Source organism: Cellvibrio japonicus Ueda107, from assembly GCF_000019225.1.
GTDB classification, from domain to species: domain Bacteria; phylum Pseudomonadota; class Gammaproteobacteria; order Pseudomonadales; family Cellvibrionaceae; genus Cellvibrio; species Cellvibrio japonicus.
This window is the reverse complement of the sequence record NC_010995.1, coordinates 526,724-541,807: the sequence shown is the minus strand read 5'-3', so window position 1 is coordinate 541,807 and position 15,084 is coordinate 526,724. Positions and strand designations below refer to the sequence as shown.

The following is a 15,084-nucleotide window of genomic DNA, read 5'->3' as shown; positions in this document are numbered from 1 at the left end:
GCGGGCGTTTTTTTTATGGAGCAGATAAACACACGATTATTCAGCGTCTGCCACTGGCTCGGCCGCCGGAGCAGTGCCGGCTTCTTCTGCCAAGGCTTCCTTAATAGACAGCTTGATCCGACCACGCTGATCGACATCCAGGCATTTCACTTTCACAACCTGGCCTTCTTTCAGGTAATCACTCACGTTGTTAACACGCTCGTCAGCGATCTGGGAGATGTGAACCAAACCATCTTTACCTGGCAGGAAGTTTACAAACGCACCAAAGTCTACGATACGAACCACAGTACCTTCATAAATCGCACCGATTTCCGCTTCAGCGACGATAGCACCGATACGATTCAAGGCTGCTTGCAGCGCTTCGTTGTCATCGGCATAAACCTTCACCGTGCCATCATCATCGATATCGATAGAGGAGTTGGTCTCTTCGGTAATGGAGCGAATAGTTGCACCACCCTTACCAATAATGTCGCGGATCTTATCCGGATGGATCTTGATAGTTTCAAAGCGCGGTGCATTCTCGCTGACGGCGGTGCGAGATTGGGACAGGACTTTATTCATCTCGCCCAGGATATGCAGACGGGCAGCCAGGGCTTGCTCCAATGCAATTTCCATAATCTCTTCGGTGATACCTTCAATCTTGATATCCATTTGCAGCGCCGTCACACCACTGGTGGTACCGGCCACTTTAAAGTCCATATCACCCAGGTGATCTTCATCACCGAGGATGTCGGTGAGTACAGCAAAGCCGTTGTCTTCTTTCACCAGGCCCATAGCGATACCGGCAACCGGTGCCTTCAGTGGTACACCGGCATCCATCAACGCCAGGGAAGAACCACACACGGACGCCATGGAGCTGGAACCGTTGGATTCGGTAATCTCACTGACAACACGCAGGGTGTAAGGGAAACTTTCCGCTTTTGGCAGTACCGCCTGGACACCGCGCTTGGCCAAACGGCCGTGGCCGATTTCACGGCGACCGGTAGATCCCATGCGACCACACTCACCCACAGAGTAAGGTGGGAAGTTATAGTGCAACAGGAAGGCTTCTTTTTTCTCACCTTCCAACTGGTCAATAATCTGCACATCACGTGCGTTGCCCAGTGTCGCCACTACCAGAGCCTGGGTTTCACCACGGGTAAACAGTGCAGAACCATGAGCCTTGGGCAATACACCCACGTCCACCGTAATAGGGCGCACAGTTTTGTTGTCACGGCCATCAATACGCGGTTCATTAGCAACGATACGCGAGCGAACGATATTGTATTCGAGGGTACCGAACAGGCTTTTTACCGCATCTGCGCTGATACCGGATTCTTCCGTCGCAAATTGAGCAACCGCTTCGCTGCGTAATTCACCCAGACGGTTATAGCGCTCGGCTTTGTCAGTAATGCGATAGGCATCGCCAATCGCGACACCGAATGCGGCCTTGATCGCTGTTTTGAGCTCGGTGTTTTCGGGAACTGGCTGCCAGTCCCAACGCGCCTTACCTGCATCGCGAGCCAACTCAGCACAGGCCTGGATAACCGCCTGCATCTCCTGGTGGCCATAAAGCACCGCGCCCAACATGATATCTTCCGGCAATTCTTTCGCTTCGGACTCCACCATCAATACCGCATCTTTGGTACCGGCAACCACCATGTCCAATTCAGACGTTTCCAGTTGCTTGTAGCTAGGGTTGAGGATGTAACCTTCACCCTGGGTGTAGCCCACGCGAGCAGCGCCAATCGGGCCATTAAATGGAATACCGGATACCGCCAGGGCAGCCGAGGTACCAATCATTGCGGCGATATCGGGATCCTGTTTCTTGTCAGTGGAGACAACCGTACAAATCACCTGGACTTCGTTAAGGAAACCTTCGGGGAATAACGGACGGATAGGACGGTCAATCAGACGCGAGGTCAGGGTTTCTTTTTCGGAGGGGCGGCCTTCGCGCTTGAAATAACCACCGGGAATACGACCAGCGGCATAGGCTTTTTCCTGGTAGTGCACAGACAGGGGGAAGAAGTCCTGGCCGGGAGACGCTTCTTTAGCGCCAACAACGGTACAAAGTACAGCGACCTCGCCTATGCTGACCAACACCGCACCGGTTGCCTGACGGGCAATACGGCCGGTTTCAAGGGTTACGGTTTGATTGCCGTACTGAAACTTTTTGATAATCGGATTCACTCTTTTATCCTTTACATTTTCAACATTAACTTTGCGTTCGTAGCGATTGGTGTGTGAACGCGCCTTTCAATCTTATTTACTGCTTCAATTCATCATCATTTACGCGGTAAACAGTGCATCCTGCCCGTGCGATAGTTGTTAAATGCGAACTACCGCGAAACTCCCTGAAACTTGTCGATGAGGATTACCATTGTGGCCAAAAGAAAAGTGCCCGCAAAGCGGGCACAGGGACACAACTAGCGGCGCAGACCCAGATCCTGGATCAGAGCAGAGTAGCGAGGAGCGTCTTTGTCTTTCAGGTAGTCCAACAGCTTACGACGGGAGTTAACCATACGGATCAAACCGCGACGTGAGTGGTGGTCAGCCTTGTGGGCAACGAAGTGGTTTTGCAGCTTGTTGATATTTGCAGTCAACAGGGCAACTTGCACTTCGGGTGAGCCAGTGTCACCAGCAACTTTTTGGTATTTCGCTACGATTCCAGCTTTTTCAGCAGCACTCAGTGCCATGATGTTTTCCTCTTCATAATATGCAGATGATTACAGCCTCGGCCGCGCATATTTACAGCCGGGCTATAGTGCTGATTATCCTCATCCCCTCGGGACAGGATGTCAGCACCGCCTATTACCAGCGAACTGGTAAATCCGAACCAACCACCTTCACCTATCCGGCCGAGCGGTTGGCAATAATACGTTTGGGCGCCACACGACCATCGTCGGTGATCTCCCCCAATCCCAGGAACTGGCGCGGGGATTGAGCGCTTTCTGCACAAAAGACGCGCACAATATCACCTTGCCGGGCGATGCGATAGACCTTGGTGTCCATTACCGGATTGCCCTGGCGGAAGTAGTAGGCGCTGTTGGCAGGCAAGTCCACGGCGGGCAGACTCGCCACCGGGGCATCGGCACTGACCAGATGGGCATCCAGGGCGTCATAGCCGCCCCGCTCGTAGTCCGCCTCCAGCTGCTCCAGGCCAATACATTGATCCTCGCCAAAAGATCCGGCCAGGCTGCGATGCAGCACTTTCACATGGGCACCACAGCCCAGGGCACGTCCCAGGTCTTCGGCAATAGAGCGAATATAGGTGCCTTTGCTACAGCGAATATCCAGCTCAACCTCAGCAACTTCGCCAGGGCGAAATGCCAGTACATCCAGCGAATGGATAGTCACTGCTCGCGGTTCGCGCTCCACCTCCACCCCTTGGCGAGCTATTTTGTAGAGTGGCTGGCCATTGAGCTTGAGCGCCGAATACATAGGGGGTACTTGCAGGATATTGCCGCGGAAGGCATCCAGTGCGCTATCCAGCTGGGCGCGGGTAATGGCAGCTGCAGAGCGCGTTTCAAGTACATCTCCATCGGCATCACAGGTATCGGTGGTGATCCCCAGGCGGATACAGGTGCGATACCCCTTATCCGCATCCAGCAAAAACTGGGAAAACTTGGTCGCTTCACCAAAACAGAGCGGTAAAACCCCGGTCGCCAAAGGATCAAGGCTCCCGGTATGACCGGCCTTTTCGGCAAAGAACAAACGCTTGGCCCGTTGCAACGCCTGATTGGAAGTCATGCCGGCGGGCTTGTGGAGCAGCAAAACACCATCGACAGGGCGGCCTTTACGTTTCGCCATCAGTCGCGCCCTTCCTGCTGATCATCGGTCTGATCACCCTGGGGATGAAGGCGGTCTTCCGCGATAGCGCGGTCAATCAGCGATGACAATTCCTGGCCGCGAATACTGGTTTTGTCGTAAATAAATTGCAGTTTGGGCACCGTGCGCATGCTTAACTCACGCGCGACAAAACTGCGTAAAAAACCACTGGCCTTATTGAGGATGCCAATTCCTTCCAGGCTCTTGGGCTCATCGGTCACCCCGACAAAGGTGACATAGACCTTGGCAAACGCCATATCGCGCGAAACCGCCACGGCATTGATATTCACCATCCCCAGGCGTGGATCGCGGACTTCCTGTGGAATCACCTGTGCCAACAATCGCTGTATGGCATCGGAAACCCTATCAGAGCGAGTAAATTCTCTTGGCATGCGCCATTACCTCGGAGCATTCGCCCATCTTGACGGGCGAGTTAAAACAACAAAGCCCCACACCCCTGTGACAGGGCTGGGGCCTGAAAGCAGCGCACCGATTAGAGCTGGCGCGCTACCTCTTTCACTTCGTACACTTCGATCTGGTCGCCGACCTTCACGTCGTAATTCTTCACACCGATACCGCACTCGAAGCCATTGCGCACTTCATTGACATCGTCTTTGAAACGGCGCAGCGATTCCAGTTCACCGGTGAAGATCACCACGTTGTCGCGCAATACGCGGATCGGCTTATTGCGGTACACCGTACCTTCAACCACCATACAGCCGGCCACCTGACCAAACTTGGGCGAGTTGAACACTTCGCGCACATTGGCGATACCCACAATGGTCTCAACACGCTCAGGATCCAGCATCCCGCTCAGGGCGGCTTTCACTTCGTCCAGCAATTGGTAAATGATGCTGTAGTAGCGAATATCCACGCCTTCGGTTTCAGCCAGGCGGCGCGTGGCACCATCGGCGCGCACGTTAAAGCCAACAATAATCGCGCCTGAAGTCACAGCCAGGTTCACATCGTTTTCGGTGATACCACCGATACCGGACGAGATAACATTGACCTGGACTTCATCATTGCCAATATCCGCCAATGAGGCCTGGATGGCTTCGAGTGAACCACGTACATCGGCCTTGATAACCACGGTAAGGGTTTTCTTCTGGCCCGCTTCCATATTGGAGAACATATTTTCCAACTTGGCAGCCTGGAAGCGCGCAAGTTTCTCTTTGCGCTCTTTCTCGGCGCGGAACGCCGCTACTTCACGCGCCTTGCGCTCATCATCCAACACCACAAAATCGTCACCGGCGCTAGGCGGCATATCCAGGCCCAAAATCTCTACCGGAGTAGATGGACCGGCTTCTTTCACTTGCTCACCGCGCTCGTTCACCATAGCGCGGACACGGCCATAACTTTGGCCCGCCAGGATCAAATCGCCCTGTTTCAGGGTGCCCTGCTGTACCAGCACTGTTGCGACGGTACCGCGCCCCTTATCCACACGGGCTTCAATTACTACCCCTTTTGCAGCAGCATTGGTCACTGCTGTCAGTTCCAATACTTCCGCCTGCAGGGAAATCGCCTCAAGCAATTCATCAATACCCTGGCCAGTATGGGCAGATACCTGCACAAACTGGGTGTCACCGCCATAGGCCTCCGGAATGACGCCCTTGGCAACCAGCTCATTGGTAACGCGATCCGGGTCAGCTGATGGTTTATCACACTTGTTGATAGCCACAACAATAGGCACTTCCGCCGCTCGGGCGTGCATGATGGCCTCTTCCGTTTGCGGCATGACACCATCGTCCGCCGCAACCACCAGGATCACCACGTCTGTGGCCTTGGCACCGCGGGCACGCATCGCAGTAAAGGCCGCGTGGCCCGGAGTATCCAGGAAAGTGATCTCACCGCGCGATGTCGTTACGCGATAAGCGCCAATGTGCTGGGTAATACCGCCGGCCTCACCTGCCGCCACTTTCGCTTCGCGGATATAGTCAAGCAGCGAGGTCTTACCATGGTCAACATGGCCCATAACCGTTACTACGGGAGCACGGGTTGTCAGTTCACCGGCGGTTTCCAGGGATTTCTCAAGCGCGTGCTCAATATCATTCTCGCTGACCAAATTGGCTTTATGGCCCAATTCTTCCACGATCAATACGGCGGTATCCTGGTCGATCTGCTCGTTCATGGAGGCCATTACCCCCATCTTCATCAAGCGCTTGATCAGCTCGCCCACCTTGATAGTGAGGCGCTGCGCCAGCTCGGAAACAGCGATGGTTTCCGGAATGTCAATTTCATGCACAATTTGGGTCGTCGGTTTCTTAAAGGCGTGCTTGTTGTTTTTCTTGTGGTGTGCACGAATATGGCTGCGACGCGCCAATACATCGCTGTCTTCGCTGTCATCACCCACAAAGTCGAGTAAATCAATTTTGCTGCTTTTCTTGGGAGCAGCCGCTTTTTTCACAGCTTTGCCAGCACCACGCTTGTTGCCGCGATCAGCACTGTCATCATCGAAATCATCATCATTGCGACCGTGATGATGCTTTTTGTGGCCGTGGCCATGTTTAGCGTCTTCGCGCTCTACCGGCACAGCGACAGGAGCTTGCTTGCCTTTGGCAGGCTGACGATTATCCGGCTTTGCGCCTTTTCCTGCCGCAGCAGATTTATCAGCCGGCTTTTCTGCGCGCGGCTGTGTGCGTTTGGCTTCCTCGGCGGCGCGCTTGGCTTCTTCAATAGCCTTGAGTTCTGCCTGGCGTGCAGCTTCCTCTGCCTGGCGACGCTCGATCGCAGCACGACGTTTTTCTTCGATGCCATCGGTGAATGAAAAGCGCGTCGGTGCTGAAGTATCAACAGCAGCCTCAACAGGCTCTGCTTCTTCAGCCGCAACGTCCACTTCTTCCACCACAGGTTCAGGTTCCGGCTCGGGCGCAACGTCCACCACAGGCACAACTGATGGCTCCGCTTGCTGTACTTCTTCAACAACAGTAGATGCCAGCTCGTCATCCTGCTCCTGAGACTGTGCGGCCTGGGTGTTATCAACCACATCATCCTCACGTTTAACGTAGGTGCGTTTTTTACGCACTTCCACATTCACGGTTTTCTTTGCATTACCCGTACCGGTTTTGATGGTTGTGGTAGTTTTACGTTGCAGGGTAATTTTGCGCGGCTCAACGGCGGCCTCGCCATGGCTACCTTTCAAATAGGCCAGCAGGCGCTGCTTCTCTTCGTCGGACACTTTGGCACTGGCGGTTTTGTGCTGCAATCCCGCTTCCTGCATCTGCTTGAGCAGACGCTCGACAGGTGCGCCAATGGACGTGGCGAGTTCGTTAACGGTTACTTCTGCCATTGTTTTTCCTCAGGGTTTGTTCGTTGCCTGGTGCTAAGTCATATCAGGATGGCTTAGACAAACCAGGGCTCACGCGCTTTCATAATCAGTGCTGCTGCGCGAGTCTCATCAACACCTTCGATATCCAGCAAATCATCAATGGATTGTTCGGCCAGATCTTCCATAGTCACTATGCCGCGGCTCGCCAGCCGGATAGCCAGCTGGGAGTCCATACCTTCCATGGAAAGCAAGTCTTCAGCGGGTGCCACACCTTCAAGGCGCTCCTCGGAAGCCAGGGCTTGTGTCAGCAGCGCATCTTTAGCGCGCGCGCGCAATTCCTCGGCGATGTCCTGGTCAAAACCATCAATGGCCAACATTTCTTCCAGCGGTACATAAGCCACTTCTTCGAGTGTGGTAAAACCTTCCTCTACCAACACTCCGGCGATATCTTCATCGACATCCAGCGCACTCATAAATATTTGGATATAACTACCGGATTCCGCTTCTTGTTTCGCTTGCCAATCGGCCACACTCATCACATTGATGTTCCATCCGGTGAGTTCACAGGCAAGGCGCACGTTTTGACCACCGCGACCAATCGCCATGGCCAGGTTTTCTTCGTTGACTGCCAAGTCCATGGAGCGAGCATCTTCGTCGACGACGATGGATTCAATTTCCGCCGGAGACATGGCGTTGATAACAAACTGTGCCGGATTATCATCCCACAACACGATATCCACACGCTCGCCACCCAACTCATTGGAAACCGCCTGCACCCGTGAACCGCGCATACCGACGCAGGCACCTACGGGGTCAATACGGCCATCATTGGTTTTAACCGCGATTTTTGCACGCAGCCCCGGATCGCGCGCCGCACCTTTAATTTCGATAACTTCTTCGGCGATTTCAGGCACTTCGATTTTGAACAGCTCCACCAGCATTTGTGGTGCAGAACGGCTCAGCAGCAATTGAGGGCCGCGCGCTTCGGTACGCACATCCAGCAGCAGCGCGCGCACGCGATCACCCATGCGGAAAATTTCACGACCGATCAGCTGATCGCGCGGCAATACACCTTCGGCGTTGTTACCCAGGTCAACAATAATGCTGTCGCGCGTGACTTTTTTCACTGTACCGCTCACCAGTTCACCCATACGGTCGCGATATTCATCAACCATTTGCGCGCGCTCGGCTTCGCGTACCTTCTGCACGATCACCTGCTTGGCAGTTTGTGCGGCGATACGACCGAATTCCGCGTTTTCAATTTTTTCGCGATAGACATCGCCCGCCTTGAGCGATGTATCTTTTTCATGGGCTTCTTCAAGTGTGAACTGGGTGCCTAGTTCAGCCAGGATATCGTCACTCACGACGTCCCAGCTGCGCCAGGTTTCATAATCGCCTGTCGTGCGGTTAATGATGACTTCAATAGTGGAGTCTTCATCAAAACGTTTTTTTGTTGCCGTCGCCAAAGCGGTTTCTATAGCTTGGAAAATCAGCTCTTTATCGACGCCCTTTTCATTGGACACTGCATCCGCAACCAGCAAAATTTCTTTGTTCATGGGTATGCCTCTGTTAACTCCTCATGCCCCTATCGTTATCCGGGGTGATTCAAATTCCATGGGTTAGACGAAATATTTCGCCAGCCTGATTCAAAAAATCTTACTCATCCAAACCCGCTGCATGCTCGCGCAAGATGTCGTCATAACGCGGTACCAGATTGCCTTTATCAATGGTTTCTATGGGTAAGCGCACCGTCTGGTTATCGAACTGCAACAGCAATGCCCCCTCTTCAATGGCGGAGATGACACCTTTAAAACGACGACGCCCCTCAACCGCAATACGCAGACGTAAATTGACAGTTTCGCCAACATAGCGCGCGTATTGCGCTTCTGTGTAGAGCGGGCGATCAAGGCCAGGCGATGAAACTTCCAGCGTGTATTCCCCATCAATGGGATCTTCCACATCCAGCACTGCACTTATTTGGCGGCTAACACGCTCGCAATCATCCAGTGAGACACCCTGGGGACCATCAATAAAAATTCGCAGTGTGGTGTAGCGCCCCTGGGTAAGGTATTCCAAACCCCAAAGCTCACACCCCAGTGATTCAACCACCGGTACAATCAGATCAGTTAAACGCTCTTGTTTGGATGCCATAACCACTACAACCTGCGCTTGCCAGCGTACTCGAACAGGGGCACGTTGCACCGTGCCAGAACCTGAAAACAAAAATGGGCCCAAGGCCCATTTCAACGATTACAGCTGAACACCGCCACAGGCCAGTGGACTCCGGGACCAGGCAGGGCACAGCCCGCGGAAAACAAATACAAAAAAGCCCCAAAAAGGGGCTTTCTGACGCGAACCTGCTTCGAAAAGCAGCAGATCCGTTATAAGAAATTTGGTTGCGGGGGCTGGATTTGAACCAACGACCTTCGGGTTATGAGCCCGACGAGCTACCAAGCTGCTCCACCCCGCGACAGAAACTCACACTGGGCAACTGCTCAAGTGAGGCCGCGAATTATAGGGAGCCATCCCGGGTCGGTCAAGATAAATATTTGAATTTCCGTTGTTTTAAGCACCCGTCATGCACGACTGTCGAATAAACGACCAGCCGCGTTAGCACCGGGGAAAACACCTATTTCAATCAGACGGCGATTGATATCAATATTGCGCTGGCTGGCCTGGTTAAACAGGTCCGCCCGCGCACGACGCTGATCCAACTGGCGCTGCTCTTCACTAAAACCGGCCTGCACCTGTTCTTCGCGCGCCCGCTCCGCTGCCAGGCGCTCAGACTCGCGCTCACTGTCCGCCAGACGGCGCTGTTCTTCCTCTTCACGAACCTGCTCTGCTTGCTGCTCGGCCTCGATTGCCGCCTGCTCGCGGATTTCCGCCCGCGCCTGCTGTTCCATCTGCGCCACCTGGGCGGCAACCTGGCGATCTTGCCCCGAGGGCCCTGCTGGAGCATTGGCGGCACGCTGTAGCTGTTCAGCCTTGCGCAGGGTGGCCTCGGGGTCACCGGGAATAGGGCTGGTATCTATTTGCACGGAACCGCCAACGGCATAGCTGACACCATCCGGGCCGCGCACATATTCATAGGAGGGGCTACTGGCATACTGGCCGGCCGCCGCCGCGTGAGCCTGCTCATGGGCGCGCACTTCACGGTCGCGTGCGGCCAACTCCTGGACCTGCTCCAGCTCAAGTTGCTCCCTGTCGCGCTGTGCACTGCGCTGGTCATCCGCCTGGGAGCGATTGCGACTAACACGATCCTGCTCCACCTCATCATTGCGACGCTCATCGGGCAGGCGACGGTTTTCACTGCGCGCCGCTTCGTCCAACTGCTCCGCCGGGCGGAAGCTGGACTCCTTAAGGTCGCTGGTTTCCTGGCTAACAGGCTGCCGTCCCACAGGCGCGTAGGGCGCTATGGCATTGGCAAAGTTAGACGGAATAGGACCAATCACAGCATCACTCCAATCAGGCTTTCACATCCAGCAGGGTGCCAATAGTTTCTTCGGCAGTTTTCACTACCTTGGCATTGGCATCAAATACCTGGGCCTGCACCCGCAAATTCACCAGCGGCTCAACCAGGTCCTGCTCCTGGCTGGCCTGGGGTGCTGGCTGGTTTGCCGGCGTTGGCTGGGCAGTACCCGCGCGCGCTATCTGCTGGGCAGATTGCAACATAGAAGCCTGACTGGTTTGCATACCAATCAGGCCCTGGTTAACCACTGAACCTACGTCCATCGCGAAACCTCTCTAACCATGCATTAAGCATTTGATTCTGCTGGGAAAGCAGGTCATAAAAAACACTTTCCCACTATTTCTGGAAGTGTAAGCCCATATGCGCACAAAAAACAGCCGGAATTGCCGCCCGGCTTGCCGCTTTTAAGACAAGTTAGGTTTAAAAAATAACAGGTTATAACCCCGGATTTGACGCCGCTGGCACCAGGCCATGGGCCATTTGGATGCGCGAGATTGTGCGGGCCTGCTCAAAAACACTCTGCGCCGTGAGATGGAGCCGGCTGCGCACGGGCAGCCCTGCCGCCTGGAGCGCACGCCCACTCCAGGTGTTGCAGTTACTGAAAAGACTGTAATGTTGCTCAGCCCGGTAAAAGGTCCCGGTATTTTCCTCGTAAGCGGGTAAGCGTATCAATTGTCGCTGTGCGTCCAATGCGAAAGCGCTGTCGAGATAACGCACCAAACGCTTGAAGGATCGTTCAGTAATGGCCAGGGGAACCCGCGTTTCCGACGGGATATGCGCCAATGGTGACTGCCGGTACGTCAGCACCTGTACCGCTGAATAATCGGAGACAAATAACGCACGGGTGGCCGTACCCATGGACTTGCTTTTGCCGGTGAAGTAATCACCATCACCCCAACCGATACGTACATAATCCTGCCCCACTACATCTGCCTGCAAATGGCGACTGTAGCGACGCACAGGCTCCGCCTCCAACAACAGGCTGGTGTGCCACCCCTGATAAATGAAATAGATAACGTGTTGAGTATCGCGCAGGGGAACATCGGCTTCACGCGGTGAGCTGACGCAACCGGACAGGAGCAGCACCAGTACACAGACCCCTAAGCCGGCGCGCAACCTGGCAACGATCTCCATGATCATGCGTCCAGCAATGGGGTCAGGTCGAGATGGGCCGACGCCGCGTCGGCGGAGGCCATCGACAGGCGCGGCACCACCCCCAGGCAGGGAGCAGGAATACGCTGGGCCAGGCTGGCAATATTCTCCTCCAATACCGGCATATCTGCGTCCAGTACATTAGCCACCCACCCAACCAGTGGCAGTCCATCGTTGCGGATGGCTTCCACCGTGAGCAGCGCATGGTTGATGCATCCCAGGCGCATACCGACCACTAATACCACCGGCAAGCGTAGCAGTTGCGCCAGGTTGGCCAGAGTTTCACTGGGATTGAGGGGGACGCGCCAGCCGCCAGCCCCTTCCACCAGGGTGAAATCGGCCTGGCGCAAGCTGCTGCGACAAAAACCGGCCAGGCGATCGGCGCTCAGGCTGCGCTTTTCCTGCAGCGCCGCGATATGGGGGGCGATAGCAGCTTCCAGTGCAACGGGGTTTACCTGCTCGTAAACTACAGGAAGGGTGCTTTGCGCCTGCAATGCCAGGGCATCGCTGTTGCGCAATCCCTGCTCGGTACGCGTGCAACCCGCCGCCACCGGCTTTAACCCCAGGGTGCTTAGTCCGCGCAGGCGCGCAGCGGCCAGGAGGCCTGTGGCCACCAGGGTTTTGCCAGCGTCTGTGTCGGTACCAGTAATAAAAAAGGCTTTCTTGCTCATATCCTGCCAATCCGGGCCATCAAGGCTTGCACAATACCAGGTAATAAACTTCGTAACTGGCGGGCAGCCCCTGAGGACTGCGCTCGCGCTCGTAAGCCAGGCTAAAGGCCTGCAAACGCTGGCGCCCGGTAAGCCCTTGCGCCTGACCGGGGTTGATATTGTGTGCGCCCAACGCTTTTAGCTCATGGGTGAGGTCGCGCAGACGCGAAAAGTAAAGCCGGCGCGTGGATTCAACAAACGCCAGGCACTGCATGCCCGCCTGTTGTACCGCCTGCTCCAGGCTGGTACGCCCGACAAAGCGATTGACGTGTACATAGTTATCCACCTGCTGCCAGGCGCGCTTCAACTCCACCAAAGTACCCGGTCCCAGAGTGCTGATATAGGCCCTGCCGCCGGGCTTGAGCACACGCGCCAACTCCTGCATTAGCTGGGGGACCCTGGCGCACCACTGAATCACCAGGCTGGAAAATATAAAGTCCACACTGGATTGAGCGAAGGGCAAGTTTTCTGCATCACCACAGACCCAATCGGCAGCCTGTGGATGTTGCTGGCGGGCGAAGTCGAGCATGCCCTGGGCGATGTCCAGCGCGATCACCTCAGCGCCGCGCGTCGCCAACTGTGCCGTAAAAAACCCCGTGCCACTGCCAATATCCAACAGCCTGGTGCGGTCGAGCTGAGCGGGCAGATAATCCAGCAATTGTGCACCCACGGCGCGCTGCAAACCGGCCACCGAATCGTAGGTGGCTGCCGCCTTGCCAAAGGATTGGGCAACGCGCTTTTTATCCACGGCCGTCGCCAGTGTTTCATAAAAATCCTGTACCGCAGAGATCAGCTGTTGAGGCTGGCTCCAGTGCACGGCGTGAGCACTGCCGGCAATCACGTGTATTTGATGCTGGCTATTGAGTCCGCGCAGAGATTCTGCGGCCGCTATCGGCACCAGGGCATCCTGTTCGGCCAACAGGTGCAACAGCGGCTGCGATAGCTGCACCAAGGCAGCGCGGTTATCCAGCTCGGCCAGCAATTGCAGCGCTTGCGCCCAGTTATGGTTGATGGCATCCGGCACCTGTGTGCGCAGTTGTTTGAGCAGTGCCCGCTCTTGCACATCGCCCTGGGCGAGCAGGCCGGTGAACATTTTTAGCGCCGCCTGGGGCTGCTCGGCAAAGCGGCTGTTAAATTGGCGATTGACATCCGGTGCCATGGCATGAGGGTAATCATCGCTCGCCACAAAACGCGCATTGGCAGCGAGCGAAATAACCCCCAGCACCTGCTGTGGCAAACGGGCGGCCAATTGCACCGCCAACATAGCGCCCAGCGACCAGCCCAACAGCACACAACGCTCCGGCAGTTGCGACTCGATAGCGGCCAACACAGCAGGCAGGGAAAAGGTTTCCAAAGCAGGCGTATTGCCAAAACCGGGCAGGTCAACCAACTGCACCGGTACCAGTTCGCGCAATCCGTCCAGCACCGGCTGCCAGGTGCGGCTATCGCAACCCCAGCCGTGCACTAACACCAGCACAGGTCTAGTCATCGGCCAGGCCCCGAATCGCGGTGCTATTCATCACCTCGCCCAGTACATCCAGCAACTGCGCCACCTGTGCTTCGGTGTGGGCGGCGCTCAGGGTAATGCGCAAACGGGAACTGCCAACCGGCACCGTGGGCGGGCGAATGGCGATAATCAAAATACCGCGGTGGGCAAGGGCTTCGGCAATGGCAAGGGCTTTGGCCTCGCTACCTACCAACAGGGGCTGCACCGGGGAAAAGGAATCCATCAATTGCAGTCCCAAGTCCTGGGCACCGTTGCGAAACTGGGCGATCAACTGCTGTACATGGGTGCGGCGCCAGGCTTCGCTTTGCACCAAACGCAAACTGGCGCGGGTGGCGGCAGCTACCGGGGGCGGCATGGCGGTAGTGTATATGTAGGGACGGGCAAAATTGATCAGGGTTTCAATGAGGGTTTCGCTACCGGCCACAAAGGCACCGAAACTGCCCAAGGCCTTGCCCAGGGTGCCCATTAAAACCGGCACCTGCTGCTGGTCCAGGCCGAAGTGCTCGCAGGTACCCGCGCCAGTTTCACCCAACACCCCAAAACCGTGGGCATCATCCACCATCAGCCAGGCGTTTTCTTGTGCGCATACCTGCGCGAGTTGCGGCAGGGGTGCGCAGTCGCCGTCCATGCTGAATACACCATCCACTACCACCAGTTTGCGCGCGGCATCGGTTTTGCGCAGGCGCGCTTGCAGGTTATTGATATCGCTGTGCAGAAAACGCTGGAAACGGGCGCCGCTGAGCAGGCCGCCATCGAGCAGCGAGGCGTGGTTGAGGCGATCTTCAAACACCCCGTCACCCTGGCCTACCAAGGTGCTGATCACCCCCAGGTTAGCCATGTAGCCGGTGGAAAATAACAGCGCGCGCTGGCGCCCGGTAAACGCAGCCAGCTCTTCTTCCAAAGCGTGATGTTCCTGGGTGTGGCCCGCCACCAAATGGGAGGCGCCACTGCCGGCACCCCAGCGGGCAGCGGCCTGTTGCTGTGCGGCAATGACCTGCGGGTGGTTGGCCAATCCCAGGTAGTCGTTACTGCAAAAAGCGAGATAGGTTTTACCGTCCACCACCAATTCGGGTGTTTGCGGCGACTGCAGCAACTTGCGCTGGCGATAGCGGTACTGGGCGCGGCGCTCGCTGAGCGCCGCAGCCAGGGTTTGGTCAAGATGTGAAGGCATGGG

Annotated in this window: 13 protein-coding genes and 1 tRNA gene; all 14 read right to left on the bottom strand. The window is 55.9% G+C overall.

The features are described from left to right. Window positions 1-36 precede the first annotated feature (36 nt). The 14 genes from pnp to bioF all read right to left on the bottom strand — a co-directional run bounded on the left by pnp (window position 37) and on the right by bioF (window position 15,081). Window positions 37-2,169: a polyribonucleotide nucleotidyltransferase gene (gene pnp, locus CJA_RS02165; RefSeq protein WP_012486121.1), complete on the bottom strand. Its 2,133-nt coding sequence runs from the start codon at window positions 2,167-2,169 to the stop codon at window positions 37-39. A gap of 236 nt (window positions 2,170-2,405) precedes the next feature. Continuing rightward, window positions 2,406-2,675 (bottom strand): 30S ribosomal protein S15, encoded by a 270-nt coding sequence (rpsO, locus tag CJA_RS02160; protein ID WP_012486120.1) that lies wholly within the window; start codon window positions 2,673-2,675, stop codon window positions 2,406-2,408. Window positions 2,676-2,829: 154 nt separating this feature from the next. Continuing rightward, complete coding sequence (truB, locus tag CJA_RS02155; protein WP_012486119.1) at window positions 2,830-3,789, bottom strand: tRNA pseudouridine(55) synthase TruB; 960 nt, start codon at window positions 3,787-3,789, stop codon at window positions 2,830-2,832. Next, window positions 3,789-4,199, bottom strand: coding sequence for a 30S ribosome-binding factor RbfA (gene rbfA / locus CJA_RS02150; RefSeq protein WP_012486118.1), 411 nt, complete (start codon window positions 4,197-4,199; stop codon window positions 3,789-3,791). Before rbfA ends, truB begins: the two co-directional genes overlap by 1 nt. Before the next feature lie 101 nt (window positions 4,200-4,300). After that, window positions 4,301-7,093: a translation initiation factor IF-2 gene (gene infB, locus CJA_RS02145; protein ID WP_012486117.1), complete on the bottom strand. Its 2,793-nt coding sequence runs from the start codon at window positions 7,091-7,093 to the stop codon at window positions 4,301-4,303. A 53-nt stretch (window positions 7,094-7,146) separates the two neighbouring features. Further along, the gene (gene nusA / locus CJA_RS02140) at window positions 7,147-8,628 is read right to left on the bottom strand and encodes a transcription termination factor NusA (RefSeq protein WP_012486116.1); all 1,482 of its coding nucleotides are present in this window, start codon (window positions 8,626-8,628) and stop codon (window positions 7,147-7,149) included. Between the two features lie 100 nt (window positions 8,629-8,728). Beyond that, entirely contained in the window at window positions 8,729-9,223 is a 495-nt protein-coding gene (rimP, locus tag CJA_RS02135; protein ID WP_041551906.1) for a ribosome maturation factor RimP, read from the bottom strand. 242 nt (window positions 9,224-9,465) lie between these two features. Continuing rightward, a tRNA-Met gene (locus CJA_RS02130) sits at window positions 9,466-9,542 on the bottom strand. Window positions 9,543-9,648: 106 nt separating this feature from the next. Next, on the bottom strand, window positions 9,649-10,524 hold the full coding sequence (locus CJA_RS02125; protein ID WP_012486114.1) for a putative metalloprotease CJM1_0395 family protein: 876 nt from the start codon (window positions 10,522-10,524) through the stop codon (window positions 9,649-9,651). 13 nt (window positions 10,525-10,537) lie between these two features. After that, window positions 10,538-10,804: a hypothetical protein gene (locus CJA_RS02120; RefSeq protein WP_012486113.1), complete on the bottom strand. Its 267-nt coding sequence runs from the start codon at window positions 10,802-10,804 to the stop codon at window positions 10,538-10,540. A gap of 172 nt (window positions 10,805-10,976) precedes the next feature. After that, complete coding sequence (locus CJA_RS02115; RefSeq protein ID WP_012486112.1) at window positions 10,977-11,675, bottom strand: DUF2459 domain-containing protein; 699 nt, start codon at window positions 11,673-11,675, stop codon at window positions 10,977-10,979. 2 nt (window positions 11,676-11,677) lie between these two features. After that, entirely contained in the window at window positions 11,678-12,364 is a 687-nt protein-coding gene (bioD, locus tag CJA_RS02110) for a dethiobiotin synthase (protein ID WP_012486111.1), read from the bottom strand. A gap of 19 nt (window positions 12,365-12,383) precedes the next feature. Next, window positions 12,384-13,892: a malonyl-ACP O-methyltransferase BioC gene (bioC, locus tag CJA_RS02105; protein WP_012486110.1), complete on the bottom strand. Its 1,509-nt coding sequence runs from the start codon at window positions 13,890-13,892 to the stop codon at window positions 12,384-12,386. Then, window positions 13,885-15,081 (bottom strand): 8-amino-7-oxononanoate synthase, encoded by a 1,197-nt coding sequence (gene bioF, locus CJA_RS02100; RefSeq protein ID WP_041550932.1) that lies wholly within the window; start codon window positions 15,079-15,081, stop codon window positions 13,885-13,887. Before bioF ends, bioC begins: the two co-directional genes overlap by 8 nt. Window positions 15,082-15,084: the final 3 nt, after the last annotated feature.

Excerpts from the sequence above, each read along its gene's own strand:
- infB (WP_012486117.1), bottom strand. The coding sequence starts at position 7,093 with ATGGCAGAAGTAACCGTTAACGAACTCGCCACGTCCATTGGCGCACCT.
- rpsO (WP_012486120.1), bottom strand. The coding sequence starts at position 2,675 with ATGGCACTGAGTGCTGCTGAAAAAGCTGGAATCGTAGCGAAATACCAA.
- bioD (WP_012486111.1), bottom strand. The coding sequence starts at position 12,364 with ATGAGCAAGAAAGCCTTTTTTATTACTGGTACCGACACAGACGCTGGC.
- CJA_RS02120 (WP_012486113.1), bottom strand. The coding sequence starts at position 10,804 with ATGGACGTAGGTTCAGTGGTTAACCAGGGCCTGATTGGTATGCAAACC.
- CJA_RS02115 (WP_012486112.1), bottom strand. The coding sequence starts at position 11,675 with ATGGAGATCGTTGCCAGGTTGCGCGCCGGCTTAGGGGTCTGTGTACTG.
- bioF (WP_041550932.1), bottom strand. The coding sequence starts at position 15,081 with ATGCCTTCACATCTTGACCAAACCCTGGCTGCGGCGCTCAGCGAGCGC.
- bioC (WP_012486110.1), bottom strand. The coding sequence starts at position 13,892 with ATGACTAGACCTGTGCTGGTGTTAGTGCACGGCTGGGGTTGCGATAGC.
- rimP (WP_041551906.1), bottom strand. The coding sequence starts at position 9,223 with ATGGCATCCAAACAAGAGCGTTTAACTGATCTGATTGTACCGGTGGTT.
- truB (WP_012486119.1), bottom strand. The coding sequence starts at position 3,789 with ATGGCGAAACGTAAAGGCCGCCCTGTCGATGGTGTTTTGCTGCTCCAC.
- nusA (WP_012486116.1), bottom strand. The coding sequence starts at position 8,628 with ATGAACAAAGAAATTTTGCTGGTTGCGGATGCAGTGTCCAATGAAAAG.
- rbfA (WP_012486118.1), bottom strand. The coding sequence starts at position 4,199 with ATGCCAAGAGAATTTACTCGCTCTGATAGGGTTTCCGATGCCATACAG.